Source organism: Arthrobacter hankyongi (assembly GCF_022012395.1).
Lineage (GTDB): Bacteria > Actinomycetota > Actinomycetes > Actinomycetales > Micrococcaceae > Crystallibacter > Crystallibacter hankyongi.
This window is the reverse complement of sequence record NZ_JAKLTQ010000005.1, coordinates 99,289-123,821: the sequence shown is the minus strand read 5'-3', so window position 1 is coordinate 123,821 and position 24,533 is coordinate 99,289. Positions and strand designations below refer to the sequence as shown.

Below are 24,533 nucleotides of genomic sequence, written 5' to 3'. Positions count from 1 at the left end.
CGGCCGCCGGCAGGACCCTTCCCCGGGCGCTGAAGCGCGCCGGGACGCGGCAGGGCGCAGCCCGGAACAGCCGCTGGCCGCCAGATAAAGATACGGTAAAGGTTTCGCAGCACCGGACCGGCGCGCGGGGACCGCTACTGCGGCTGTCCGGACTCCGGCGTCTCCTTGAAGGCGCCCCGCTGGACCGTGGAGGCGGCATCCTTGGCCGCCCGCCGCAGCCGCTTGTCCGATACCTGCCGTTCGCCCAGCCCCTCGGCATTCCAGGAATCCTCGTCGCCGGTCCAGGCCTGGACGTCCTCGGCCGCGAACCCGGTCTTGGACGGACGGCGCTTGGGTGTCAGGCCGGTCACACCCTCGGCCAGGCGCCGGGCGGTGAGCAGGAAGCCGGTATGGGCCACCATCCGGTGGTCGGGGCGTACGGCCAGGCCCTCCACGTGCCAGCCTCGCACCAGGGACTCCCAGGCATCGGGTTCGGTGAACCGCCCGTCGGCGCGGATCGCCTCGGCGGTGCGGGAGAGCTGGGTCACGGTGGCCACATAGTTGATCCACACCCCGCCCGGGGCCAGGACGGTGGCCACCGCATCGAGGCATTCCCAGGGCGCGAGCATGTCAAGCACTACCCGGTCCACGCTGCCCGGCTGCTCCTTCTTGACCACCTCGTCCTGGAAGTCGCCGATGGAGATGGACCAGGCCGGATGTGTGCCGCCGAAGAACGTTTCCACGTTGCCGCGGGCGATGTCGGCGAATTCCTCGCGGCGCTCGTAGGAGTGCAGGTAGCCGCCGTCGCCCACCGCCCGCAGCAGCGAGATGCTCAGCGCGCCCGAACCCACGCCCGCTTCGACCACGCGTGCACCGGGGAAAATGTCGGCCATGGTGACGATCTGGCCGGCGTCCTTGGGATAGACGACGGCGGCACCCCGGGGCATGGACAGGACGAAGTCGGACAGCAGCGGGCGCAGCGCCTGGTACTGGTGGCCGACGGTGTTGGTGACCACGCTGCCTTCCGGGACACCGATCAGGTCGTCGTGCGGCAGGAACCCGCGGTGGGTGTGGAATGCCCCGCCGGGAGTGAGCGTGATGGTGTTCATCCGGCCCTTTTCATCCGTCAGCTGCACCCGCTCGCCTGGCCGCAGAGGCCCCCGGCGCTGGTCGGCTCCGTGCGGGATGGTGGATGCGCTCATGCTGGTACTACTTCCGGTCGAAGGGACGGGTGCCGGGACCAGTGCTGGAACTGTCCGGCGGCGGATGTGGCCGATGATTCTCTGCGGCCCATTGATTCTATGCCGGGGCCGGCTGTGGCGTGGACGCTCAGCGGCGTCCGGAAGCCTTGCCGGTCAGTGCCCGGACCACCGAATCCTGCAGCAGCAGCCCGGTGATCCGGCCCTGCCCGTCGATGACGGCATACTCGCTGCCGGCGACCCGGGCCAGGTACTGCACCAGCTCCTGCCCGGCGGCCCATTCCGGCACATAGGCGCCCGGGGCCAGCGCGCGGGCGACCGACGCCGCCGGCGTGGCTCCCGCGGCGGCGGCGGGCACGCTCTGCAGGGCCTGCAGGTCCACCACTGCTTCCGGCTGGCCGGTTGCCGCGGTCAGTATGACTTCGGTGCCGGGACTGGCCTGCCGTGCCGCAGCCACCTGCGACACCGAGGAGGTGGCGGGCAGCCCGGTGGCACGGCGCTGAAGCCCGCCGGCGGTCACGGCCGGCAGCCGCAGGCGCATCCTGGCGTGGTTGATCGCAGCGCTGGCCCCGGTCCAGAGGAACCCGCCGACGAGCACCATCATCAGCACCAGCGGCAGGTCGGGGCGCTGGCCCAGCAGCACCGGCAGCACGGCGAACCCGAAGACGAGCAGGATCACGATGATCCGTCCCGCCCAGCCGGCGGCCACCGTCCCCTTCTCCTGGCTGCCGGTGGCCTTCCAGACCGCCGATTCCACCAGCCGGCCGCCGTCGAGCGGCAGGCCGGGCAGGACGTTGAAGACCGCTACCGCCAGGTTCACCAGCACAAAGCTGTCCGTGAGCAGCCAGCCCACCGGATGGCCGGTGAACACCGGCCGCACCAGCCAGCCCGCGCCGGCCAGCAGGAAGTTGGCGGCGGGGCCGGACAGCGCCACCACCAGGGACCGGCCGGCCGAGGCCTGGAAGTTGTCGAACTGGGTGTGCCCGCCCCAGACGTTGAGCACGATCCGTGTGGTGGGCCAGCCGAAGGCGCGGGCGCTGAGGGCGTGGGCCAGCTCATGGAACAGCACCGACAAGAGGAGCAGCACCGCATAGCCGAAGGAGACCAGGTAGCCGGTGCTGCCGATGCCGGGAATGATGGACTGGACCTGCGGGGTGAACACCAGCACGATGAAGGCGGCAATGGCGAACCAGGACCAGGCCAGGATCACCGGCACTCCGCCGATCCTGCCCAGCGGGATGCCCTCGCTGCGCGGCTGCGGCTCGTCCGGGCCGGCCGGGCCGCTGCCGTTGTCCGGCTGGACCCGGCTCATGCCGTGCCCCGCAGCCCGGCGGCCTCCGGCAGCCCCGGTGCACTGGCTACCAGGGCTTCCAGATCCGCCAGGCCACGCCCGGCCAGGGTGTCCCAATGATGCCGTCCCGGGTCCCGGGGAACCGGCACCACGTGCGGAATCGCCACGGTGACCAGCCCGGCGGCCTGGGCGGAGGTAGCCCCGGGGAGGGAATCCTCCAGCGCGATGATCCGGGATTTGTCCACCCGCGGCTGGGCGGCGGACAGCTGTTCGACGGCGCGCAGGTATGGTTCCGGGTGCGGCTTGCCTTGGGCCACCATGTCCCCGGTGACCAGGTAGTCGAAGCTGCCCCTCGGAAGCTGGTCCACAATTTCCCGGGCCAGCAGTTGCTCGGACATCGTCACCAGGGCGGTGGGGATGCCGGCCTCGGACAGTTCGGCCAGCAGTTCGCGCGCGCCGGGACGCCAGGGGATGCGCCCGCGCACCCGGTCTACCACCGAGCCGATCAGTTCGTCGATGATCTCCCGGATTTCCAGCCGGACGCCCGCCTCCTGCAGGACACCGGCCGAAACAGGCAGCGCGTTGCCCACCAACCCTCGGCCCAGTTCCTCCGACCAGTAACCACCGAACCGCTCGACGAGCCGCTGCTCCGCATCGATCCAGTAAGGCTCGGTGTCCACCAGGGTTCCGTCCATGTCCCAAAAGACGGCTTGGACGCGTGGCTGTATGCCCGGATAACCCGGGTCGGCGGGAGAACGCATGCCTCAAGTCTACGGTTTCCGCCGCCTGGCGCCCTCTGCGCGGTCCGGCTATGCTCAGCGCGAACCGGCGCCAGCCTCACTGACAACTCACTGGCTGAGGGCTAGGGTGAAAAGGTGAGCGAGATGGAAAACAATCAGACGCAGGGCCTGCGGAGGCTGTTCCCGAAGCCGGCGTCGGACGGCGGCCAGCAACGGCTCACGGTCATGATCGCCGCCTTCGAAGGCTGGAATGACGCAGGCGAAGCGGCAACCGACGCAGTCAAATACCTCAGCCGGCTCTGGGACGGTTCGAAGGTGGCCACCATCGATCCGGACCTTTACTACGACTTCCAGTTCACCCGGCCGATTATCCGCCGCACCGCGTCCGGCCAGCGCCACATCAAGTGGCCAACCACGAAGCTGACCCGGTGCAGCATCCCGCGCTCGGACATCGACGTCATCTTCGTCCACGGGGTGGAGCCTTCCTACCGCTGGCGTGCCTACACCGCCGAACTGCTGGCCCATGCCACGGAGCTGAACGTCAACTGCATCCTGCTGGTCGGTGCCCTGCTGGCCGATGTGCCGCACAGCCGGCCGATCCCGGTGACCGCCACCAGCGACGACGACGCTGTCCGGCAGGCGCTGAACACCGAAACCAGCCAGTACGAGGGGCCTACCGGGATCATCGGCGTGCTGGCCGAGGTTGCGTCGATGGCCGGGATCCCCACCGTCTCGCTGTGGGCCGCGGTGCCGCACTATGTGGGCCAGTCCCCCTCCCCCAAGGCCGAACTCGCGTTGCTGCACCGGATCGAGGACATCCTGCAGGTTCCGCTGGAGACCTCGGTATTGTCCGAGGAGGCCGAGGCCTGGGAACGCGGCGTGGACGAACTGGCCACCGAGGACCCGGAAGTCGCCGCCTATGTGCGCCAGCTGGAGGAGGCGAAGGACACCGCGGAGCTGCCCGAAGCCACCGGTGAATCAATTGCCCGTGAATTCGAGCGCTACCTCAAGAAGCGCCGTAAGGAATAGCCCTGCCGCCCGCCGGGACATCGGCCGGCACATAAGGAGCCCCGCCGGTTTGAACCGGCGGGGCTTCCTTATTCATGGTGAACTGGCTACAGGCGGATGCCCAGCAAGGCGTCCAGGACCTTGGCGAAGGCTTCGGCACCGTCTGCCGGCTCCGCGCCGTCGCGTGCGGCCCGGGCGAACGCATCCACGGCGGCCAGAGCCGCCGGCGCGTCCAGGTCGGCGGATAGGGCGCTGCGGATCTCGTCGGCCAGAGCCGGGACCGCCGCGGCGGCCACGTACGGGGCGGCGGCGCGCCAGGCGGCCAGGCGCGCCCTGCCGGCCTCGAGCAGTTCATCGGTCCAGAACCAGTCGGAGCGATAGTGCTGTCCAAGCAGCACGGTCCGGATCGCGGCCGGGTCTTCGCCGGCCTCGCGCAGCCGGGAAACGAGCACCAGGTTGCCCTTCGACTTGCTCATCTTCTCGCCGTCCAGGCCGACCATGCCGGCATGCACGAAGTGCCGCGCGAGCGGGGTCCTGGTCAGGGCGTAGGCGTGGCCCGCGCTCATCTCGTGGTGCGGGAAGCTCAAATCGGAGCCGCCGCCTTGGACATCGAAGGTTTCCGGCAGGAACTTCCGGGCGATCACCGAACACTCGATATGCCAGCCCGGCCGTCCGTCGCCGAGCGTGCCGCCGGGCCAGTTCGGTTCGCCGTCGCGCGCCACGCGCCACAGCAGCGGATCCAGCCGGTGCCGCTTGCCCGGACGATCCGGGTCTCCCCCGCGTTCGGCGAACAGCGGCAGCATTTCAGCCTCGCTCAGCCTCGAGGTCCGGCCGACCTCCCAGCCGCTGCCGGCGGCGGCCACCGTGTCGAAGTAGACGTCGCCGTCGGGCTCGCCTGCCGTGCCCGGCACCCGGTACGCCACGCCGTCGGCAATCAGCCGCTCCACCGCCGGTACGATCCAGGCGATGGACTCCACGGCCCCGATGTACTCCTGGGGCGGGAGCACGTTCAACGCCTCCATGTCGGCACGGAAGAGTTCGGTCTGGTCCTTGGCCAGCTGTTCCCAGTCCACCCCGGTGGCCTGGGCGCGCTCCAATAGCGGATCGTCGATGTCGGTGACGTTCTGCACGTACTGGACCGTCCGGCCGGCGTCCAGCCAGTAGCGGTTGAGCAGGTCGAAGCTGACGTAGGTGGCGGCGTGCCCCATGTGCGTGGCGTCGTAGGGGGTGATGCCGCAGACGTAGAGCGACCCGGCCGGAGCCGGTTCAATCCGCACCCGTGCCCCGGCGGACGTGTCATAGAGTGACAGCTCGTCCGATCCCCCCGGAATTTCGGGCACGACCGGGGCATTCCAACCAAGCAAAATTTCGTTCCTTCCGGTAATACCGCTGATAACGCCCGCGCGAAGACTCAAGGGGCCGAACAGAATAAGCTCCGCAGAGCCGGAGAAATTCCCTGGCTCAGGCGCTGATCAGGCCCAAACCCAGAAGTATATACAACAGGGTACCCAGACCGATCCGGTACCAGACGAAGAGCAGGTAGCTGCGGGTCGAGACGTAGTGCAGGAACCACCGGATGATCAGGAATCCGACCACGAAGGCCACTGCCGTGGCCAGCGCCGTCTCGCCCAGGCCGTACGGGCCCGGCTCCCCGATGCTCTTGGCCAACTGGTACAGGCCGCTGCCGAAGACGGCGGGAATGGCCAGCAGGAATGAGTAGCGGGCGGCTGCCTCGCGTGTGTAGCCCATGAACAGGCCGGCGGTGATGGTGCCGCCGGAACGGGAAACCCCGGGAATCAGCGCCAGCGCCTGCGCGAAGCCGTACAGGATGCCGTGCTTGTAGGTCAGGTGGACCAGTTCGCGCTTCTGCCGGCCGACGGTGTCCGCGATGGCCAGGAACACACCAAAAACGATCAGCATGGTGGCCACCAACCACAGGCTGCGGAAGGTGCTCTCGATCTGGTCCTGGAACAGCAGGCCCAGGACCACGATGGGCAGCGAGCCGATGATGACCATCCAGCCCATCCGCGCGTCCGGATCATTACGGGGTACCTTGCCGGTCAATGATCCGAACCATGCCTTGACGATCCGGACAATGTCCCGCCAGAAGAACACCACGACGGCGGTCTCCGTGCCCAGCTGGGTGATCGCGGTGAACGCAGCGCCCGGGTCCGAAGCCCCGGGCAGGAACTCGCCCACGATGCGCAGGTGCGCGCTGGAAGAGATAGGGAGGAACTCTGTCAGGCCCTGGACCAGGCCCAGGAACGCCGCTTCTATCCAATTCACACATTCGACAATAGGGCACCGGCCCGCATGGCCCGCTACCGGACACTGGATAAGACGGAAGTAGCAACCGCGCCGCGCCGGTCCGTTACGAAGTTGCCGCGGCCCTGCTTTAAGCTTGTGGGCTATGGAGCACAAGCGTTTAGGCACCAGCGGGTTGAAAGTCCCGGTCCTTTCCCTGGGCACGATGGCCTGGGGCGAAGAGACCAACGAGGAAAATGCAGGGCAGATGCTGCGCAAGTACCTCGATGCCGGGGGCTCGCTGATCGACACTGCCGCCCTCTATGCGGACGGCAACAGCGAGGCGATCGTCGGCTCGTTCCTGGGCGAAATGGTGCCCCGGCAGGAACTCACACTGGTCTCCAAGGCCGGCGTCGGCGTGCGCAAGGGCGAACGGGAAGTCGACGCCTCGCGTGGGGCCATGCTCCGGTCCCTCGACGCCAGCCTGGCCCGGCTGGGCACCGATTACCTGGACCTGTGGCTGGTGCACACCTGGGACGCACAGGTGCCGCTGGAGGAAACACTGTCCGCCTTGGAGTTCGCGGTGACCTCCGGCCGGACACGGTACGTCGGTGTCTCGAACTATGCCGGCTGGCAGCTGGCCCGGGCCGCGTGCCTCAGCCGCGTTCCGCTCGTGGCCATCCAGTCCGAATACTCGCTGGTCCGCCGCACGGCCGAACGTGAGGTGATCCCGGCCGCGGCCGCGCTCGGCACCGGCGTGATGGCCTGGTCACCGCTGGGCCGCGGCGTGCTGACCGGCAAGTACCGCGGCGGCATCCCGGCGGACTCGCGCGGAGCCTCGGAATTGCGGGCGGATTCCATCGCGCCCTACCTGGAACCGCGCCCGTCGCGGATCGTGGACGCCCTGGCCACCGCGGCCCGCGGCCTGGATGGCGAACCGCTGGACCTGGCGCTCAGCTGGGCACTGCAGCAGCCGGGCATCGATACCGCGGTAATTGGTCCGCGGACCCCGGCGCAGCTGGAGCAGATCCTGAAGTCGGTGCCGCGGCGCATGCCGGCCGAAATCGTTTCGGCCCTGAACGATATTTCCGCCCCGCCGGCCTGATCCCGGCGGCCCGGCCGCGCTACTTTTCCTCGATCTCCAGATCGTCGTCGAACGGATCGGCGACTTCGTCGGCGTCGTCGAAGTCCTCTTCCTCGTCGTCTTCGTCTTCCTCGGCCGACTCGTCGTAGATCACCAGCGGCGTCACTTCGCCGTAGCTGTCGTAGAGGGCGTCCTCATAGGTTTCGAAGGCTTCCATGATGGCCGAGAAGGCCGATTCAACGTTAGGATCGTCGTCACCGCGCCGGCTGGCCGCAGCCGCCAGATGTTCCTCTAGAGCGGTCGTGAGTGACTGGAGGGCAACACGCGGATCAATGCTCATGTAGTAGACGTTAGCCGTAGAGGGAAGAATAAGTGAAGAGAATGGGAGGGCAATGAGGGAACAATTTCTGGCCAACGAACCAGCACGCGAACGCGACTATGCCCGCCAATACGAGTACCTGATTTTGACGGTCACCAAGGGCGAATCCCTCAAGGAGGCCCGGCGCGCGCTGGTCGAGCACGCCGAATACGGCAAGTGGGACCTGGTCCGGACCCGGCTGTACCTGGGCGGCAGCCGCAAGTACTGGCTCAGGCGCCGGATCCTGCGCGTGGAAGCCACGGTGTAGCGGCTTCAGTCCTCCAGCGGGCCGAGCCACGCGGTGGCAACGGTGCCGTGCGCGGATTCGTCGTCGGACGGGTGGTACAGGCCGGCCAGCACGTCCCGGTAGAGGCGTTCCAGCTCGCTGCCGCGGAAGTAGCCCGCACCCCCGGAGACCCGCACCGCCAGCTCCACGACCTGCTTGGCCGTCTCGGTCGCGCGGATCTTGGCACCGGAGAGCCTGGCGAACCAAAACCTGCCGTGGTCCGCCTGCTCATCCACATCGCGCGAGATCACTTGGAGCTGCGGGTACAACCCGTCCATGGCCAGCGCGGCATCGGCCACCCGCCAGCGGATATCCGGGTCCTGGGCGTAGCTTTTGCCGGTCTTCAGCGACATCCGCCGCTGCGCTGCCTGCACCGCCAGCTCCACGGCCCGCCCGCCAATCCCGGCATAAACGGAGGCCAGCAGGATTTCGAATGTGGCGAAGATGCCGAAGACCAGCGGATCGGGATTCGGCCCCACCGGCAGCTTCCGGAACACCCGGTCCGCCGGGGCCTCGGCTCCTGCCAGGACCGTGGTGCAGGACTGGCTGGCGCGCATCCCCAACGTGTCCCAGTCGTCCTTGATCGAATAGCCCGGCTCCTGCCGGTCGATGAACGCCCAGACCAGCTGCGGTTCCGCCCCGGTGTCGTCCCGCCCGAACACACCCAGCCGGGTCCAGGCCGGCGACAGGCTGGTGAACACCTTGGTGCCGGTGAAACTGTAGCCGCCGCCCTCGAGCGGAGCCGCCACGGTGCGGGAATCGAACAGCACCTGGTCATTGCCCGCTTCGGACACGCCGAAGCCGAAGACTTCGCCCAGCCCGGCCTCCCGGAGCACATAGTCCAGGGAGTCATCGCCGCGCGCCCGCAGCACGCGGGCCACCCCGGTCCAGACCAGGTGCATGTTCACCGCCAGGGCGGTGGCCGGGGCCGCCGACGCCAGCCGCATCTGGGCCCGGGAGGCTTCCTCGAGCCGGTATCCCAGCCCGCCCCATTCCTCGGGCACAAACATCTTCAGGTAGCCCACGTCCTTCAGCTCCGCCAGGTCTTCATGGCAGAAGCTGTTGGCCGCGTCATAGCCGGCAGCCCGGTCCCGGAACGTCTCCAGCATCCCGTCGGTGAGCAGTTCCTCGATGGTGATCGGCACGCGGATTCCTTCCTTGCCTTCCTAGTACGTCGTCAGCAGCCGGTGCAGCACGCGGGTGCCGAACTTCAGCGAGTCCACCGGCACCCGCTCGTCCACGCCGTGGAACATGCCGGTGAAGTCCAGCTCCTCGGGAAGCCGCAGCGGCGCGAACCCGTAGCCGGTGATCCCCAGCCGATGCAGCGCCTTGTTGTCGGTGCCGCCGGAGAGCGTGTAGGGAAGCACGACGGCGTCCGGATCCTCCGCGTGCAGCGAATCCACCATGGCGTCCACCAGGTTTCCGGCGAAGGGCGCTTCCAGTGCGACGTCGTTGTGGATGTAGCTGACGTCGATACCCGCGCCGGCCAGTTCCTTGATCTTGGCCAGCACCAGCTCGTCCTGGCCCGGCAGCGGCCGGGCGTCGATGCGCGCCTCGGCCAGTCCCGGAACCACGTTGTCCTTGTATCCGGCCTTGAGCACGGTGGGATTGGAAGTATTCTGCAGCGTGGCACCGACAAACCGGGCCACCGTGCCGAGCTCCTTGAGCAGGACGCCGGGATCGTCGGGATCGAATTCGACGCCGGTGAGTTCCGTGACGCCGTCGAGGAACCGGCGCATGGTATCGGTCAGTTCGATCGGCCACCGGTACTCCCCGATCCGTGTCACCGCGCGGGCCAGCGTGGTCACGGCGTTGTCCTCGCTCAGTTGGGAACCGTGTCCGGCCCGGCCCCGGGCAACGAGCCGCAGCCAGGCCAGGCCCTTCTCCGCCGTCTGCAGGAAGTAGGCCCGCCGGCCGCCCACGGTGGAGGAAAAGCCGCCGACCTCCGAGATGGCTTCGGTGGCGCCGTCGAACAGCTCCGGCCGGTTGTCCACCGCCCACTGTGCGCCATACTTCCCACCGGCCTCCTCATCCGCGAAGAATGCGATCACCAAGTCCCGCTTCGGCTTGGTGCCGGTACGCGCCAGGTTGCGCACCACGGACAGGATCATGGCATCCATGTCCTTCATGTCCACCGCGCCGCGGCCCCAGATGAGTCCGTCGCGCTCCTCCGCGGCAAACGGATCCACGGACCAGTCCTGCCGCTGGGCCGGCACGACATCAAGATGGCCGTGCACCACCAGCGCGCCCGCGGCGGGATCTTCGCCTTCCAGCCGGGCCACCACGGAGGCCCGGCCGGGACTTGACTCGAAGACTTCCGAGGCGAGCCCGACCTCGTCCAGCAGTGCGGCGGCATACTCGGCGGCCGCCCGCTCCCCCGGGCCCTCGTTGTCCCCGAAGTTGGACGTATCGAAGCGGATCAGATCCTGGCAGATGCGGACGACTTCCTCTGCCGGGGATGGTACGGTCATGGCGCCTCCTTGGTGGTCAGAATCCCAGCCTAGCGTCCGTTGTCTGCCGCCTGCCGGGAGATCCGCCGCCGCCGGGGGCCATCTTTCACGACGCGCGCGGCGCTGATTTAGTAGTTCGGCAAAAGCGTGTTAGAGTTTTTTTCGCTGCTTTCGAGCGGAACGGTTCGCCGGACCAATCGGAATCGACACCTGCGCGGGTGGCGGAATGGCAGACGCGCTAGCTTGAGGTGCTAGTCCTCTTATTGAGGGTGGGGGTTCAAGTCCCCCTCCGCGCACTGGGAAAGGCCCCCGGAAATCCAAGGATTTCCGGGGGCCTTCTTTTGTCCTCCCCGCCCTGGACAGTCCGCAGCGGAACCAGCCGCTGATGGCCGTCCTGAAGCCGCTGGCGCGGACCCCGGGGAACCTTCTGCGGCCCCTCCGTCCTCGAATTACGCCGCTGCGCGCGCCTTTGGCCGATTGCCAGTTTTTTCATAGGGTCCGCACTCCACAGTGTTCGCGTGGGGTTGCCGCCTGGCGAAACTGCCCCAGGAGGTATTGGGATAAAGGCCCGGGCCCGCAGGCCCGAGGGTGCGTCCCACCTGAAGGAGGTGCAGACCGATGTCCGAGGAAACTGCCCAGGACGGTGGAATTTCCCGCCGTACGCTCCTGCGGCTGGGTGCGGCAGGAGGTGCCGGCGCCGCGCTCGTTGCCGCGCAGGGATGGGGTCTCCCGTTTCTCGCCCAGCGGGGTCTGCTCTCGGTCGACGGCGCGTTCGCCGCGTCGTCCACCGCGCTTGGCGACCTGTTCTTCTATACCGAGGCCTTTCCGACGAGTCCGCTGATCATCGAGCCGTTCAAAGACCGCCTGCCGATTCCCAAGGCACTGGCACCGGTATCGAAGTCGGAATTCAGCCAGTGGGCTTATCCACCGGGCCCAGGGCCGGACCAGCAGAATTCGCTGCGCAATGAGCGGCATCAGACCTGGTCACCGGTGCCCGGCGGCCCGGATCCGATCGTCTACAAGATCGATCTGCTGCTCCGGAACCATGCGTTCACCACCTCGAAGGTGCTGCCCATCAATTCCAAAGGACGTCCGGCGGTCTCGTTTGATGCGGCAGGCAAGACCTATGCGGCGGGCACCGCCCGGAGCCTGCCCTTGAGCACGATCTACGGCTTCAATGGCACCTTCCCCGGGCCGATGATCAACGCCGAGTACGGCAAGCCGGTGCTGGTCCGCTTTGAAAACCATCTGGATGAGAACCCACTCAATCTCGACCGGCAGGACTTTGGTTCCCCGGACTGGTCCTTCCTGACCCACCTGCACAACGGCCATACCGCGCCGGAGAGCGACGGGAACCCCCACTATTCGATGCTGTACGGCCCCAGGAGCATGGGCTACCTGCCGCAAATGTTCGTCGACAACCTGTACCTTAACTGGCCGGCCGGCGGCGACGACCGGGAGAAGCAGAGCTTCTTCTGGTTCCACGACCACCGGATGGACCACACCGGTTCCAACGTCTACAAGGGCATGGTGGGCCTCTACCCCATCTACGACCCGAAAAACGGCATGGACATGGGCGACGAGCGGCGGGGCCTTCGGCTGCCCGGCGTCCGCAAGGACAATTCGGATGGCTCCTTCGATGTCGAATATGACGTCCCGCTGGCTTTCTACGACTGCCGGCTCGACGACGGCGTCACGGTGCACAAGGACGTCCACGACGGAATGGGCGAGTTCCCGGGCGCCAGGAACCCGGCCACGCATCCGGAGTGGTGGGGGAAGACATTCTTCAAGCACTTCCCGAACCACGGTTTCGTCGGCGACATCTTCACCGTCAATGGCACGGCCAACCCGGTGATGGAGGTCAAACGGCGCAAGTACCGCTTCCGGTTCCTTGACGCCTCGGTCGCCAGGATCTACGAGTTCAAGCTGATGAGCTCCACCAAGGGTCCCAGATCGGCGGCCTCGCTCGGCTACCAAGGCGATGAACTCCAGGGACAGTACCGCATCCCCGACGCACAGCAGTGCATGAGGTTCACCCAGATCGCCTCGGACGGCGGGCTCCTGCCATTTCCGATCACCCGGGACTCGTTCGAGCTGTGGCCGGCGAAGCGGCGTGAGGTGATCATCGATTTCACGCGTTACCAGGACGGCACGCCGACCACCAAGGGCGATGTCATCTATCTGACCAACGTGATGAAGATGCCCAACGGACGGATGTGGGCAAACTCGTCACGCTTCTCCCCCGATCCGGACTACAAGGTACCGGTGCTCAAGTTCGTCATCGGCGACAGCGCGCCGGACGACAGCCAGATCCCGACGGCGATGCGTCCGCTTCCGCCGCTGCCGGGCAACTGGAAGAATCTTCTGGACAACCGCCTGGTCTTCGAGGTCCAGCGCGGCAGCGCCGGCGGCGAGGTCGAGTGGCTCATCAACGGCAAGCCCTTCGAGCCCGCGTCGGTGTCGAGGAGCCTGAAGAACCCGGCAGGCCGCACACCGCTGGCCCGGCAGAAGAAGAACAGTTTCAATCTCTGGGAGGTCCGCAACGGCGGCGGCGGATGGGTGCATCCCTTCCACCTGCACATGGAGGAACACCGCACGGTCATGCGGAACAACAAGGATGTGACCCGCGGTGATCCCACCCACCCGGACGACCTTTCCAAGGAGGATCTGGTGGCGCTCGACCCGGGCGAGTCGGTGATCGTCTACCGGGGCTTCCGGGACTTTGTCGGCCCGTACGTGGCGCACTGCCACAATCTGGCCCACGAGGACCATGCCATGATGTTCGGCTGGGAAATCACGCCATGACTACCGATGTACGCACCTGCGCCGCCCCCGCAGTCCCCTGGTGGACCGTGGTGTCGCTGGCGGTCCTGATGGCGTATGCCGACGGTTTCTGGATCATTTCGCTGCGGGGCGCCGTCGGCTCCATTGAACGGACGCCGGAGCCGTTCGCGGACTGGCTGCGCGAATCAACCACCCTTCTTCCGGTGTTCGTGCTGGCGGTAATCGCGGCGTTTACGCTGGCACTGCGCTGGTTCGGACCGGTGTGCTCCCGACCGCGGATGGTCGTGGCGACCGGCCTGCTCGTCGCGGCAGCGGGCACATTGGCAGGCATCGCCGAAACGGCCGCCAGTTCCGCCCGCGACTACCAACTGCAGCTTCAGCTCCTGGTAGCGACCCAGCACACCACTGCCGAAGGCGCCCTGCCGCTTCAAGGCCAGGCATCGCTTGGGCTGCAGCTTGGCGCGATCGGCTACGGTGCCGGCATCCTCCTGGTCTCCAACCTCGCCGTGGTCGGCTGGGCGGTGGCCATCCGTGGTGGCCGGCTGGATCCCGGCCGGCCACGAGGCCGCGCGGCCCGCGCCGGCCGGATCGAACATCGGCGGCTCTTGCTGTCCGCAGCACTGTTCGGCTGCGCGGCCATTCACGCCGCCGTCGTGCCGGGACATCTGGGCGAGTGGGCGGCCGCGGGGGCGTTCTTCATCCTTCTCGCCGCGGAGGAAGTTGCAGTCGGCGTCCTGGTGATCGTCGGCTGGCCAGGCCGGGCCATGCTTCCTGCCATCATCGCGGTTTCGATCGCGCCGCTGGCCGTGTGGCTGTGGTCCCGGACCTTCGGGCTGCCGTTCGGTCCGGCGGCAGGCGCGCCCGAGGCGCCCGGGTTGCCGGACGCGGCGGCCGCCGTCCTGGAGCTGGCAACGCTGCTGGCCGCCGTCGTGCTGTTCCGTGACGACAGCAGGCCGCGCGGTTTTCCGCTGGCGTCGGCGCATCTTCGCTCACTTCCGGTGGTGGCGGTGATCGCGGTGGGGGTGCTGGGACTGGCCGGCACCAGCCCGGCATGGTTCGACAGCTTGGGAAGCCCGTTGGACGAGTCGGTGACAACCTCCCATCGTTGAGGCAGCGGCGGCCTGCCGCTCCGGATCCGGCGGACGGATTTGCAGGAAAACAACACCGGTGTAACAGGCCCGCAATCTGGGCGCGGGAGCATGGAGAGGGTCAAGGAAGACTCCAGCAAGAACTTCTATTGGAGGACACCATGCACACCGATCAGCAGACCGCACCGATCGTCGACCTGTCCCTGCTGCACCGGGGCGATGAGGTAGAGGCCCGCCGCGGCGGCACCGCGTACTACCGCGGCCGCGTCCACGCCACGGCGCCTGGTCTGGGCATGCTCTGGATCCGGGAGCAGGGGCGAAACGCGCGCCGCGCCGTACCGGCGGATGAATACAGCATCCACCGGCTGGGCAGGGCGCGGCGCTAAAGGGTCACCACACGTCGCCTACTGGTACCAGAACCAGCCTGGCGGCACCCAGTCCGGAGGAACTTCCCGGCCGCCATTTCCGCCGCACTGGCTGCAGCTATAGCTGGCGCTGGCCGCCGTCCATTGGCTCTCATCCAGCAGCCGCGCCGGCACAAAGTCGTCGAACACCAGATAGTCCGCGCTGCCGCAGTCCCGGCAGCAAAGCTGCTCGGACGGCCGCGGTGGGGCTCCGGCCCCGGCCCGGGCCTCAGGCCCGGAAGCTGTCAATGCCAATCTTCCTCCTTGGATGCACCCCGCGTCCCCGACGGCGGGATAAGACGGTGGATCAAGCGGACAACTGGACTGCGCTGCCGTCCAGGTTCGGTTCCAGCACCAGCAGCCGGCAGTCGGACAGACGCGGATCCACGCGAGCGGGCAGATGGCCTGCTGCGCAAGTTTCGTGAAGGTCCGCAAGTGCGGCTGGTTCGGCTGCGGCCCTCCGCAGATCCACTTCGACGGTCAGGCCAGGGGTAATGGAACTGGTTCGCCGGATGAGCGAGTACAGGCCGATCAGAGTATGGCCATCAAGCTTTCCCAAGACTTTGATGCTGGCCGACCCAGTGTCCAAATCCACCCGGACGATGACGCGAAGCTTTTGGACCATGGCACTTCCTTCATGACTTCCGCTGCTTGTCCGCCCCATCGTAGTTGCGAATATGTGACCTAGGCAACATTCCAGCGTCGATAGTGCCACTCGCAGCGGAAATTCGGGCGGGCCCACTGCTTTGCTGTCCGGGCAGACGCGAAGCGGCCCCGGCATTGCTGCCGGGGCCGCGGAGTCTTCCGGGCCGGCCGTGAGCCGGCCCGGAGGGTCGTCAGGCGTGGGTGTGGCCGTGGGACCGGCCGGTCACCATGCCGACGATGCCGGCAACGAGCAGGCCGCCGATGATGGCAAGGATCCAGGTGCCAAGGTCGAAGAATCCCTGGACGCCGGCCCCAAACAGAACGCTGCCGATCCAGCCGCCGACAATAGCGCCGACGACGCCCAGCGCCAGGCTGGTGAGCCAGCCGCCTCCGACCCGTCCAGGCAGGACTGCCTTGACGATCGCACCAACGATCAGGCCAAGAATGATCCACGCAATGATTCCCATGACTGCTCCTTTCAACGGCAACATAGGTCAGGCATTAGCCTGCAGCAGGTTCCAGCGACGGCCGGCCCGGAGATTGCCGAACCAACCGCAACGGCAAAACCTACCTGTTTTCGTTCGGCTCCTTCCGGGTGCCGTCGGACGAAACTCTAAGCATGCTTCCTAGATCAGTTGTGCCACACCCCTGCCTCCGATGCAAGCCCGTGCCCGCCGCCGCGGTGCACCGGCGGTGGGCTGCTCCGGGCTGTCTTCCTGCCAGAAAATCATGCCGTCCGGGAATATCAGCACCTCCTTCCGGCGCTTTTAGTAAGACCACTTATTACAATGGAAGCTCCATTGCTGGTCCTAAGTGGGGGAAGAATCATGGACGATCCAACACTTGCCGGAAGCCTGCTGCACGTTCTGGTGCCGCGCAGTTTCGGGCGCCACAACACGGACAGCGCCGAGTTCAGCATCCTGTCGGTCGAAATTTGGACCACGGGGATCATCGTGAACATGCAGGTGCGTTCGGCTGCGGGTCCGGAATTCAAGCGGCCTGGCATTGTGCTGGAGGACCATTTAGGCACCGTCTACACCCGTAGGGGGTCCGTCAGCCTCGGCGCCAGGCACCTGCAGTATTTCGAACCGACGGTCCCCGAGGGCATCCGCAGCCTGACCATCAAATGCGTGGACTCCCAAGGCGTCCATGAAGTGCTGTTCTTCGCGGTCCCGGCACCACGCATCATGAAGGGCGGACGGCTCAGGGTGCGGAATCCGGGGTACCCGCAGGCAGGCACGGGCCAGCACCAGGAGGCCAGCTGACCTGCGGGCGTCAGGCGCGGGCGCCCGGGGAAGAGCAATAGTTGAACCGCTACTACGGTCACCGGCAGGCATGCCGCGGGGCTTGGAGAGGAACGCATGAGCAGCCACGATGGGGACAGCACGCGGACGGACCAACTGACCTTCCAGAATCCGGTCACCCGGTACCCTTCGATCAGCCCGCCAAAGCAGGACCAGCCGGAGCCTGGTCTTGACCGCGATCTGGAGCCGGAAACCGACCGGGGCGAATATTCCTACCGCGGCACCGGCCGGCTTGAAGGGCGCAAGGCGCTCATTACGGGTGCCGACTCGGGGATCGGTGCCGCGGTGGCCATTGGCTTTGCCCGCGAGGGGGCCGATGTGGCGCTGAACTACCTACCCGAGGAGCAGGCTGATGCCGAGAAGGTCTGCCGCCTTATCGAAGACGCCGGCCGTAAGGCCGTCCCGCTGCCGGGCGACCTGACCAACGCCGGTTTCTGCGCCGAACTGGTGGACCAGGCTGCCGAGAGTCTCGGCGGCCTGGATATCGTGGTCAACAACGCCGGCCGCCAGATCGCCGTCGAAACGCTCGAGGAACTGTCCGAGGACCAGTGGACCCGCACCTATGAAACGAATATTCGGGCCATCTTCCTGGTGACCAAGGCGGCCCTGCGGCATTTGCCCGCGGGCTCGGCCATCATCAACACCACCTCCGTGCAGGCCTACAGCCCCTCTCCGACGCTGATTGACTATGCGTCCACCAAGGCGGCGATCAACAACTTCACCAAGGGCCTGGCCCAGCAGCTGGCACCGAAGGGAGTGCGGGTCAATGCGGTAGCCCCCGGGCCGTTCTGGACGCCGCTGCAGGTTTCCGACGGGCAGCCGAAGGAAGCGCTGCCGGATTTCGGCAAGAGCACACCGATCGGCCGGGCCGGCCAGCCCACGGAACTGGCACCAGCCTATGTTTTCCTGGCATCGCCGGAATCCAGCTATGTGATCGGCGAAACGCTCAACGTGAACGGCGGCATGCCGACGCCGTAAGGGGCATCCCCGCCGCAAAGGGCCCGACGCCAACTCGCACACCAGCAGGGGAAGCCGAAAGAAGGAACGGTCGATGGGCGTTTTCGAACTGTACCGCGATGGTGATGCCAAGTTCAGGTTCCGCATACTCGACGACAACGGCGCCATCGTGGCCGTCTCCGCGGAACATGAGGACAAGGCTGCGGCGATCGCAGCCATCAACACTGCACGGGACTGCGCCGCGACCTCGCGCGTGCTCGATCTGTGCGGTGCGCAGCCCGAGCACCTGGCGGTGGGCGACGGCGGGTACTTCCTCGGCTAAGCCGCCGCTGGGGCGGGCCCGGCGGCCGGGCCCGCCCCAGCGGGATCACCTCCTGTGCAGGTGCGGTCAGGAGGAGATGAACTCCACAAGCTCCCCCACCCGGTCCTCCGGATAGTTGCGCGCAATATCTCCCTGGCTGATCATGCCGATGAGGTTGTGCCCGTCAATAACCGGAAGCCGGCGCACCTTGTGGCTCTTCATCGTCTCGACAGCTTCGTCGATGCTGTCATCGGCCCCAATCGTGACCGGCTTGCCCTGGGCCAGCTCACCCGCCTTGACGCTGCGCGGATCGCCGCCGGCGGCAATGCATTTGATCACGATGTCACGGTCGGTGATCATGCCCTTGAGCCGCTGGTCATCCCCGCAGATCGGCAGCGAGCCCACATCGAACTCCTGCATTTTCTTGGCGGCCGCCGCCAGCGTCTCGTTCTCGCCGACGCATTCGGCGCCGCCGGTCATGATCTCCCGTGCTGTTGTCATTTCCAGTCCTTTCCTTTCAGCATCCGGCTTCACGTGTTGTCTTCGATGCGCACCTGGCCATAAGGGACTTCTTCGGAGATCATTGCCTGTAACTCGCTGGGCATGACCCTGACATGGACGCCGTACAGCCGCTCTGCCGCGGACTGCTGCATGACCGGCCGCACAGTGGCTGCCTCCTGGGGTGTGGCCCGGGCCAGGAACGCCTCATAGGCCGACGGCAGGTCGGGTCCAAGCGCCGCCTCCTGCGCCCCATGAGATCCCGTCTGCGCGCTGTAGGGCGCCGTCTCCTGCGCCGGAGGGCCTGCCGGGCCGGCGGTACCGGCAGCGGGTGCCGCTGCTTCGAAGCTACCGCCGGCAGGTGTATCGTGCACGCTGCCGCGCCAGGCTCCCGTTTCGCTGCCGCGGCCTTCGACGAACTCCTTGAACCGGCGCAGGTCGGACTTTACCTGCAGGCTGTCGAACCCGAGCGCGGCCCCGGCCTTTTCCGTCAGCGTCTCCGTGTCCCATTGCAGCCTGACATTCACCCGGGTGTCCTCCTCGCCGAGCCGCTCAAAGGTCACCGCCCCGGCATGCGTGGTGCCGTCCACGCTGCGCCAGGCCACCTTCCGGTCAGGCTGCTGCTCGACGATTTCGGTTTCGAACTCCCGCTCGACGGTGCCGACCTTCATCCGCCAGCGGTTGGTGGTATCGGTCAGCTGCGTAACGGATTCCACGCCGGCCATGAAGCGGGGGAAGGACTCGAACTGTGTCCATTGGTTGTAGGCCGTGCCGACCGGCACTGCGACATCGATGGATTCTTCTACGGTGGCCATGGATCGTACTCCTCCGGTCATTCGGATCGCTGCACGGACGGCGGCAAATCAGGCCTGCCAGTGCCTTCATGCCCCGATGCTAAGCGTACTTAGGCATCCAGGTGCGGCAAACCCTGCAGCGCTCAGGGCAGCACCGGTTCCTGGCTGAAACGCCCTTCCCAGACCGCCCGGGAACCGGACTCCCCCACCTGGACTACCGTCGCCGTGGTGCCGGCGGCGAGGCCAACCACCAGAACGGCGGCGACGGCGGCCAGCGCCCGCCTGCCGCCGGCGCCGACGGCGGAGCGGATCCGGAGCGATGCCTGAGTTCCGTACCGGAACCAGAGCCACTGGGCCAGCGTCACGGCAAAGAGCGCGGCAGTCCACGGCAGGAGGTTCAGGCCCAGCCCAACATGGGCCTGAACCTCCGGTGTGGGATTGATGCGGGCCAGCAGCCATTGGCCGGCCTGCTGGGTCAGCGGGACCAGGACCAGGGCGGCCAGGGCAGCCAGCGGGGTGGCGATGCCCAGGCGCCGGCGGGCGGCCGGCCACAGCAGGCTCAGCACCGTGCACAGCGCGGCCAGCGGGACCATGACTACGGTGGCGTGCACCAGCAGCACGTGCAGCGGCAGTCCGTTGAATTCATAGTCCACACTGGTCAAGACGCGGCAGGAGCCGGGATGGTTCAGCAGGACGGGGCATTGTTTTCCGGACACTGAGCACCTAAGAATGGACCATGACGGTCACCCTGAGGTCCCTCGAAACAGCAGTCCCCGCCACCGTCCTGGTGCAGGACCAGGTCCGGGACGTGTTTGCCGGGCAGCCCGGCCTGACCCGCCTGGGCAGCCGGCTGGTAGGCGCGTCCTTCGACCATTCCGGGATCGAGCGCCGGTACACGGTGCTTGAGGAACTCACGCTGGAACGCCAAAGCGAGAACCCGGTGTTTTTCGACGCGGCAAGCAGGCTGATCCTCTCGCCCAGCACGAAGGTCCGCAACGACATCTTTGCCGAGCAGGGCACCGAATTGTTCGTGGCGGCCGCCCGTAAAGCACTCGGATCCGCAGACGGGATCGAGGCCGCGGACATTACCCATTTGGTCACTGTTTCCTGCACCGGCTTCTTCAACCCGGGTCCGGACTACAAGATTGTCCGCGCGCTGGGACTGCGCCCGTCGGTACGGCGCTACCATCTTGGCTTCATGGGCTGCTACGCCGCCTTTCCCGCGCTGCGGGCGGCCAAGTCCTTCTGCGAAGCCGAGCCGGACGCCGTGGTCCTGGTGGTATCCGCGGAGCTGTGCACGCTGCATGTGCGCTCCTCCAATGATCCGGACACCATCATGGGCTCGTCGCTGTTCGCCGACGGCGCAGCGGCCGCCGTGGTCACCGCCCGGGACCTTCCCGCGCGGCGGCCCTACTTGGAACTGGACCACTTCGAAACCATTCTGACGCCCGTGGGCGAGGAGTCCATGGCCTGGAACATCGGCGATGAGGGATTCGAGATGGTCCTGGGCACCTATGTTCCACACATTATCGACGAGCATATTGTCGGCGCGCTGGCACCCCTGCTGGCGCACGAAGGCTGGGACCAGCCGTACCGGCAGCTCGAGCACTGGGCCATCCACCCCGGCGGCCGCAGCATCCTGGACAAGGTGGAGGCCAAGCTCGAACTGACCGCGAAACAACTGGTGCCGGCACGCGACACCCTGCGCGATTACGGGAATATGAGCAGCGCGACCGTGCTGTTCGTGCTCAAGCATATTCTGGACCAGCCCTTCGCCGGCGGGCGGGAACGGGTCTGCGCGATGGCTTTCGGCCCCGGGCTGACGGTGGAGACCGGGCTGCTGACCAAGACCGGCGGCACCGCCTGAGGCCGCCGTGCCCTTCCTGTCCCGGCGGGCGGCCGATGCCGTGGAGGAGATGGACCGGCCGGACTGCGACCCGTCCACGCTGCAGCGAACCTACAGGCAGTTCGCACTCATCAACCGGGCGGTTTCAGGCTGGCGCCGTACCTATCTGAGGCAGCTGCGGCCGCGCCTGGCGGCAGCGGCGGCCGGAGCGCCCGATGCCGAACCGCGCGCGGCCACCGTGCTCGACATCGGCTGCGGGGCAGGCGACGTGGCCCGCAGCCTGGCCCGCTGGGCTGCGGCGGACGGACTGCCGGTGGAGATCACCGCCGTCGACCCGGATCCGCGCGCCTACGCTTACGCGGCCTCGCGTCCTGCCGTGCCCGGCCTGACCTTCCGCCAGGCATTCAGCTCCGAATTGGTCGCCGAAGGTTTCCGCTTCGATCTGGTCATCTCCAACCATATCCTGCACCATCTGGCACCGGCGGAACTGCACGCGCTGCTGGCCGATTCCCAGGCGCTGGGCCGCAGCCTTGCCCTGCACAGCGACATTGCCCGGAGCCGGCCGGCGTATCTGCTTTTTGCCGCCGGCACCTTGCCGTTCTTCCATCGCTCCTACATCCGCCGGGACGGCCTGACGTCCATCCGCCGCAGCTACACAGCCCGGGAATTGCGCCGCGCCGTCCCGCCGGAGTGGGACGTGCGGCAGGATTCGGTCTTCCGTCTCCATCTGGTCTTCGAGCCGCCGGGAGCCGGCGGTGCATGACGTGGTGATCGTGGGCGGCGGGCCAGTGGGCATGTTCCTGGGCATCCTGCTGGCCCGGCGGGGACTGGACACGGTGGTGCTGGAGCAGCGGTCGCAGCGCAGCGGGCATTCGCGCGCCATCGGCATCCATCCGCCGGCGCTGGAGGTCCTGGACGAGGCTGGCACTGCCGCCGAACTGGTGGCAGCGGGGCTGCCGATCCGCCGCGGCATCGCCCGCAGCTGCGGCGCCGATGTCGCTGCCTTGTCCTTCAGCGGGGTGTCGCAGCGTTTCCCCTACGTCCTGACGGTGCCCCAGAGCGTCACCGAACGCATCCTGGCCCGGCAGCTGCAGGCAGCGGCCCCGGAGGCCCTGCGCACCGGGATGCGCGTGCGCCAAGTACACGACGACGGCGGCGGCGTCGCCGTCCGGGCCGAGGACGGCACTGTGTACCGGTCCCGGCTGGCGGTGGCCGCCGACGGCGCCCGCTCCCCGATCCGCACGGACCTGGGGATCAAGGTTGCCGCTCGCCGTTACCCCGACTGCTACCTGATGGGTGACTTTCCCGACGGGACTGCCGACGCCGGGCTGGGCGTGCTGTACCTCGAACCGGACGGCATCGTCGAGTCCTTTCCGCTGCCCGGCGGGCTGCGGCGCTGGGTTGTCCGTACCTCGGCCCTGGTGCCGGCACCCTCGGCCGCCCAACTGGCCGGCATGGTACGGGAACGTACCGGCGTCGTACTGGATGCGGGCGGCAACTCGATGCTCAGCGCTTTCGACGTCCGGTCCACGCTGGCCCGGCGGCTGGTCTGCGGCCGGATCGTGCTAGCCGGGGACGCCGCCCACGAGATCAGCCCGATCGGGGGCCAGGGCATGAACCTGGGCTGGCTGGATGCCGCGGAGCTGGCCCCGCTGATCGCCGCCGGGCTACGTGGCGAGCCGGTGGCGCGGCGGCTACGCTGCTTCGAGCGCTCCCGCCGCCGGGCGGCCCGGGTTGCCGCCGCGCAGGCGCACCTGAATATGGCGCTGGGCCGGCCGCTGCCGCCCCGGGTCTTCGCCCTGCGCACCGCGCTGATCCGGACCGCACTCGGCCTGCCTGGTGCGGGCCAGGCGGTGGCCCGCCGCTTCACCATGAGCTGAGCGCAGGTTGCTCCCGGAAACCGCCCGAGGACTGCCCGGGACGCTGGTTGAATTGGTTTTCCGACGCCGTCCGCCCGCAGCTAAAGTGGCATAAGGATCAGCAGCCAACGAAGGGGAACCATGCGCCCACTGCGCCGCATTGCGGTCCTGTCGCTTCATACTTCCCCGCTGGCCGTGCCGGGGGGCGGTGATGCCGGCGGAATGAATGTCTACGTCCGTTTCCTCTCCCGTGAGCTGGTGGCGATGGGTGCCGAAGTGGACGTTTTTACCCGGATGACCTCCCGCGACCTGGAACCGGTGGAGTATCCGCGCCCCGGTGCCCGCCTGGTCCATCTGCCGGGCGCGCCGTCGGACGAAGTTCCCAAGGAGGAACTGCCCTCGCGGCTACCGGAGCTGGAGCGCCAGCTGCGGCTGTTCGCGGCGTCCGACGGCAGCCGTTACGACGTGATCCACTCGCACTACTGGCTCTCCGGCAGGGTCGGCCTGGCGCTGCAGCAGGATTGGCGAGTGCCGCTGGTCCATTCCATGCACACCATGGCCAAGGTCAAGAACCAGCACCTGCTGCCCGGCGAGGCTCCGGAGCCCCGCATCCGGGTCCAGGGCGAACAGCAGATTGCGGCCGGATGCGCCCGGCTGATCGCGAACACCCGCACCGAAGCGACGGAACTGACCGACCTCTACGGCGCGGCGCCGGGCAAGATCGACGTCGTCCCACCCGGCGTCGACCTGACAACGTTCCACCCCGGCGGGCGCAGCAGCGCGCGGCGCACGGCCGGCATCGGCGAGGACGAATTCCATATCCTTTTTGCCGGCCGGATCCAGGTGCTCAAGGGCCCCCAGATACTGCTGGCCGCGGCGGAGCTGCTGCGCCAGGCCCATCCGGAAATGAAACTACGCATCTCCATTGTCGGTGAACCAAGCGGAGCGACCCGGCTGGATCTTGCCCCGCTGATCCACCGCCACGGGCTCGCCGGCAGGGTCAAGCTCGCACCACCGGTGCCCGCCGGCCAGCTGGCCGCCTGGTTCCGCAGTGCCGACGTCGTGGCAGTGCCGTCCTACAGCGAGTCCTTCGGGCTGGTGGCCCTGGAGGCGCAGGCCTGCGGCATCCCGGTGGTGGCCACCAACGTGGGCGGCCTGCCCTCGGCCGTCAGCCACGGGGCCACCGGCCTGCTGGTGGACGGCCACGGGGCACAGGACTGGGCTGCGGCCTTGGCCGAGCTGTATGAGTACCCTCAGTTCCGCCGGCGGCTGGGCGCCAATGCGGCCATCCATGCCGCCGCCTTCGGCTGGGAGCAGACTGCGGCACTGACGGCGCACAGCTACCAGCACGCCGTCGACCATTTCCGCGCCGGCCGGCAGATCGCCTGATGCCTTCCCGCCGCCGAAACCAGTC

The 24,533-nt window shown here is 67.5% G+C and carries 27 protein-coding genes and 1 tRNA gene; 14 read left to right on the top strand and 14 right to left on the bottom strand.

Annotation, left to right across the window (positions count from 1 at the left end):
- Window positions 1-134 precede the first annotated feature (134 nt).
- The 3 genes from LVY72_RS09430 to LVY72_RS09420 all read right to left on the bottom strand — a co-directional run bounded on the left by LVY72_RS09430 (window position 135) and on the right by LVY72_RS09420 (window position 3,230).
- A complete protein-coding gene (locus tag LVY72_RS09430) occupies window positions 135-1,181 on the bottom strand; it encodes a tRNA (adenine-N1)-methyltransferase (protein WP_237820143.1) in 1,047 nt (348 codons plus the stop codon).
- A 127-nt stretch (window positions 1,182-1,308) separates the two neighbouring features.
- On the bottom strand, window positions 1,309-2,490 hold the full coding sequence (locus LVY72_RS09425; RefSeq protein ID WP_237820141.1) for a site-2 protease family protein: 1,182 nt from the start codon (window positions 2,488-2,490) through the stop codon (window positions 1,309-1,311).
- Window positions 2,487-3,230 carry an HAD family hydrolase gene (locus tag LVY72_RS09420; RefSeq protein ID WP_237820139.1) on the bottom strand — a complete coding sequence of 248 codons (744 nt, stop codon included), beginning with the start codon at window positions 3,228-3,230 and terminating at the stop codon, window positions 2,487-2,489. Before LVY72_RS09420 ends, LVY72_RS09425 begins: the two co-directional genes overlap by 4 nt.
- A 123-nt stretch (window positions 3,231-3,353) precedes the next feature.
- Here LVY72_RS09420 and LVY72_RS09415 point away from each other — a divergent pair, with 123 nt between their 5' ends.
- On the top strand, window positions 3,354-4,238 hold the full coding sequence (locus LVY72_RS09415; protein WP_237820137.1) for a PAC2 family protein: 885 nt from the start codon (window positions 3,354-3,356) through the stop codon (window positions 4,236-4,238).
- 86 nt (window positions 4,239-4,324) lie between these two features.
- Here the strand turns inward: LVY72_RS09415 and mshC are convergent, their stop codons facing one another.
- Both mshC and LVY72_RS09405 read right to left on the bottom strand, forming a co-directional pair.
- Entirely contained in the window at window positions 4,325-5,581 is a 1,257-nt protein-coding gene (gene mshC, locus LVY72_RS09410; protein ID WP_269092349.1) for a cysteine--1-D-myo-inosityl 2-amino-2-deoxy-alpha-D-glucopyranoside ligase, read from the bottom strand.
- A gap of 97 nt (window positions 5,582-5,678) precedes the next feature.
- Window positions 5,679-6,503, bottom strand: coding sequence for an undecaprenyl-diphosphate phosphatase (locus LVY72_RS09405; RefSeq protein WP_237820133.1), 825 nt, complete (start codon window positions 6,501-6,503; stop codon window positions 5,679-5,681).
- Between the two features lie 124 nt (window positions 6,504-6,627).
- Here LVY72_RS09405 and LVY72_RS09400 point away from each other — a divergent pair, with 124 nt between their 5' ends.
- On the top strand, window positions 6,628-7,566 hold the full coding sequence (locus LVY72_RS09400; RefSeq protein WP_237820131.1) for an aldo/keto reductase: 939 nt from the start codon (window positions 6,628-6,630) through the stop codon (window positions 7,564-7,566).
- 19 nt (window positions 7,567-7,585) lie between these two features.
- Here LVY72_RS09400 and LVY72_RS09395 read toward each other — a convergent pair whose 3' ends face one another.
- The gene (locus tag LVY72_RS09395; RefSeq protein WP_237820129.1) at window positions 7,586-7,885 is read right to left on the bottom strand and encodes a hypothetical protein; all 300 of its coding nucleotides are present in this window, start codon (window positions 7,883-7,885) and stop codon (window positions 7,586-7,588) included.
- 52 nt (window positions 7,886-7,937) lie between these two features.
- On the opposite strand from LVY72_RS09395, the gene LVY72_RS09390 reads away from it, so the two are divergent.
- The gene (locus tag LVY72_RS09390) at window positions 7,938-8,171 is read left to right on the top strand and encodes a DUF5703 family protein (protein WP_237820127.1); all 234 of its coding nucleotides are present in this window, start codon (window positions 7,938-7,940) and stop codon (window positions 8,169-8,171) included.
- 5 nt (window positions 8,172-8,176) lie between these two features.
- Here the strand turns inward: LVY72_RS09390 and LVY72_RS09385 are convergent, their stop codons facing one another.
- Together LVY72_RS09385 and LVY72_RS09380 are read right to left on the bottom strand one after the other, a co-directional pair.
- Entirely contained in the window at window positions 8,177-9,328 is a 1,152-nt protein-coding gene (locus LVY72_RS09385) for an acyl-CoA dehydrogenase family protein (RefSeq protein ID WP_237820367.1), read from the bottom strand.
- A gap of 27 nt (window positions 9,329-9,355) precedes the next feature.
- Window positions 9,356-10,660 (bottom strand): M20/M25/M40 family metallo-hydrolase, encoded by a 1,305-nt coding sequence (locus LVY72_RS09380; RefSeq protein WP_237820125.1) that lies wholly within the window; start codon window positions 10,658-10,660, stop codon window positions 9,356-9,358.
- 191 nt (window positions 10,661-10,851) lie between these two features.
- On the opposite strand from LVY72_RS09380, the gene LVY72_RS09375 reads away from it, so the two are divergent.
- The 4 genes from LVY72_RS09375 to LVY72_RS09360 all read left to right on the top strand — a co-directional run bounded on the left by LVY72_RS09375 (window position 10,852) and on the right by LVY72_RS09360 (window position 14,897).
- Window positions 10,852-10,935: transfer RNA gene (locus LVY72_RS09375), tRNA-Leu, on the top strand.
- A gap of 322 nt (window positions 10,936-11,257) precedes the next feature.
- On the top strand, window positions 11,258-13,444 hold the full coding sequence (locus LVY72_RS09370; RefSeq protein WP_237820123.1) for a multicopper oxidase family protein: 2,187 nt from the start codon (window positions 11,258-11,260) through the stop codon (window positions 13,442-13,444).
- Window positions 13,441-14,532 (top strand): hypothetical protein, encoded by a 1,092-nt coding sequence (locus LVY72_RS09365; protein ID WP_237820121.1) that lies wholly within the window; start codon window positions 13,441-13,443, stop codon window positions 14,530-14,532. Before LVY72_RS09370 ends, LVY72_RS09365 begins: the two co-directional genes overlap by 4 nt.
- Before the next feature lie 140 nt (window positions 14,533-14,672).
- Window positions 14,673-14,897, top strand: coding sequence for a hypothetical protein (locus LVY72_RS09360; protein WP_237820119.1), 225 nt, complete (start codon window positions 14,673-14,675; stop codon window positions 14,895-14,897).
- 18 nt (window positions 14,898-14,915) lie between these two features.
- Here the strand turns inward: LVY72_RS09360 and LVY72_RS09355 are convergent, their stop codons facing one another.
- From LVY72_RS09355 to LVY72_RS09345, 3 genes are all read right to left on the bottom strand, one after another.
- Window positions 14,916-15,170 (bottom strand): hypothetical protein, encoded by a 255-nt coding sequence (locus LVY72_RS09355; protein ID WP_237820117.1) that lies wholly within the window; start codon window positions 15,168-15,170, stop codon window positions 14,916-14,918.
- 52 nt (window positions 15,171-15,222) lie between these two features.
- Window positions 15,223-15,540 carry a hypothetical protein gene (locus tag LVY72_RS09350; RefSeq protein WP_237820115.1) on the bottom strand — a complete coding sequence of 106 codons (318 nt, stop codon included), beginning with the start codon at window positions 15,538-15,540 and terminating at the stop codon, window positions 15,223-15,225.
- A 211-nt stretch (window positions 15,541-15,751) separates the two neighbouring features.
- A complete protein-coding gene (locus LVY72_RS09345) occupies window positions 15,752-16,027 on the bottom strand; it encodes a GlsB/YeaQ/YmgE family stress response membrane protein (protein ID WP_237820113.1) in 276 nt (91 codons plus the stop codon).
- 360 nt (window positions 16,028-16,387) lie between these two features.
- On the opposite strand from LVY72_RS09345, the gene LVY72_RS09340 reads away from it, so the two are divergent.
- The 3 genes from LVY72_RS09340 (at window position 16,388) to LVY72_RS09330 (ending at window position 18,143) form a co-directional block, all read left to right on the top strand.
- Entirely contained in the window at window positions 16,388-16,825 is a 438-nt protein-coding gene (locus LVY72_RS09340; RefSeq protein ID WP_237820111.1) for a hypothetical protein, read from the top strand.
- Window positions 16,826-16,921: 96 nt separating this feature from the next.
- Window positions 16,922-17,842, top strand: a complete 921-nt coding sequence (locus LVY72_RS09335) for an SDR family oxidoreductase (protein WP_237820109.1) — start codon at window positions 16,922-16,924, stop codon at window positions 17,840-17,842.
- Window positions 17,843-17,915: 73 nt separating this feature from the next.
- The gene (locus LVY72_RS09330) at window positions 17,916-18,143 is read left to right on the top strand and encodes a YegP family protein (protein ID WP_237820107.1); all 228 of its coding nucleotides are present in this window, start codon (window positions 17,916-17,918) and stop codon (window positions 18,141-18,143) included.
- 66 nt (window positions 18,144-18,209) lie between these two features.
- Here the strand turns inward: LVY72_RS09330 and LVY72_RS09325 are convergent, their stop codons facing one another.
- The 3 genes from LVY72_RS09325 to LVY72_RS09315 form a co-directional block, all read right to left on the bottom strand.
- A complete protein-coding gene (locus LVY72_RS09325) occupies window positions 18,210-18,623 on the bottom strand; it encodes a CBS domain-containing protein (RefSeq protein WP_237820105.1) in 414 nt (137 codons plus the stop codon).
- Window positions 18,624-18,652: 29 nt separating this feature from the next.
- On the bottom strand, window positions 18,653-19,435 hold the full coding sequence (locus tag LVY72_RS24620; protein ID WP_308190730.1) for an SRPBCC family protein: 783 nt from the start codon (window positions 19,433-19,435) through the stop codon (window positions 18,653-18,655).
- Window positions 19,436-19,557: 122 nt separating this feature from the next.
- Window positions 19,558-20,130 (bottom strand): DUF2231 domain-containing protein, encoded by a 573-nt coding sequence (locus LVY72_RS09315; protein ID WP_237820103.1) that lies wholly within the window; start codon window positions 20,128-20,130, stop codon window positions 19,558-19,560.
- A 20-nt stretch (window positions 20,131-20,150) separates the two neighbouring features.
- On the opposite strand from LVY72_RS09315, the gene LVY72_RS09310 reads away from it, so the two are divergent.
- The 4 genes from LVY72_RS09310 to mshA all read left to right on the top strand — a co-directional run bounded on the left by LVY72_RS09310 (window position 20,151) and on the right by mshA (window position 24,508).
- Window positions 20,151-21,281, top strand: coding sequence for a type III polyketide synthase (locus LVY72_RS09310; RefSeq protein WP_237820101.1), 1,131 nt, complete (start codon window positions 20,151-20,153; stop codon window positions 21,279-21,281).
- A gap of 7 nt (window positions 21,282-21,288) precedes the next feature.
- The gene (locus tag LVY72_RS09305; protein ID WP_372463690.1) at window positions 21,289-22,023 is read left to right on the top strand and encodes a class I SAM-dependent methyltransferase; all 735 of its coding nucleotides are present in this window, start codon (window positions 21,289-21,291) and stop codon (window positions 22,021-22,023) included.
- Window positions 22,016-23,140: an FAD-dependent oxidoreductase gene (locus LVY72_RS09300; protein WP_237820098.1), complete on the top strand. Its 1,125-nt coding sequence runs from the start codon at window positions 22,016-22,018 to the stop codon at window positions 23,138-23,140. Before LVY72_RS09305 ends, LVY72_RS09300 begins: the two co-directional genes overlap by 8 nt.
- A gap of 120 nt (window positions 23,141-23,260) precedes the next feature.
- Window positions 23,261-24,508, top strand: coding sequence for a D-inositol-3-phosphate glycosyltransferase (mshA, locus tag LVY72_RS09295; RefSeq protein WP_237820096.1), 1,248 nt, complete (start codon window positions 23,261-23,263; stop codon window positions 24,506-24,508).
- The last annotated feature ends 25 nt before the right edge of the window (window positions 24,509-24,533 follow it).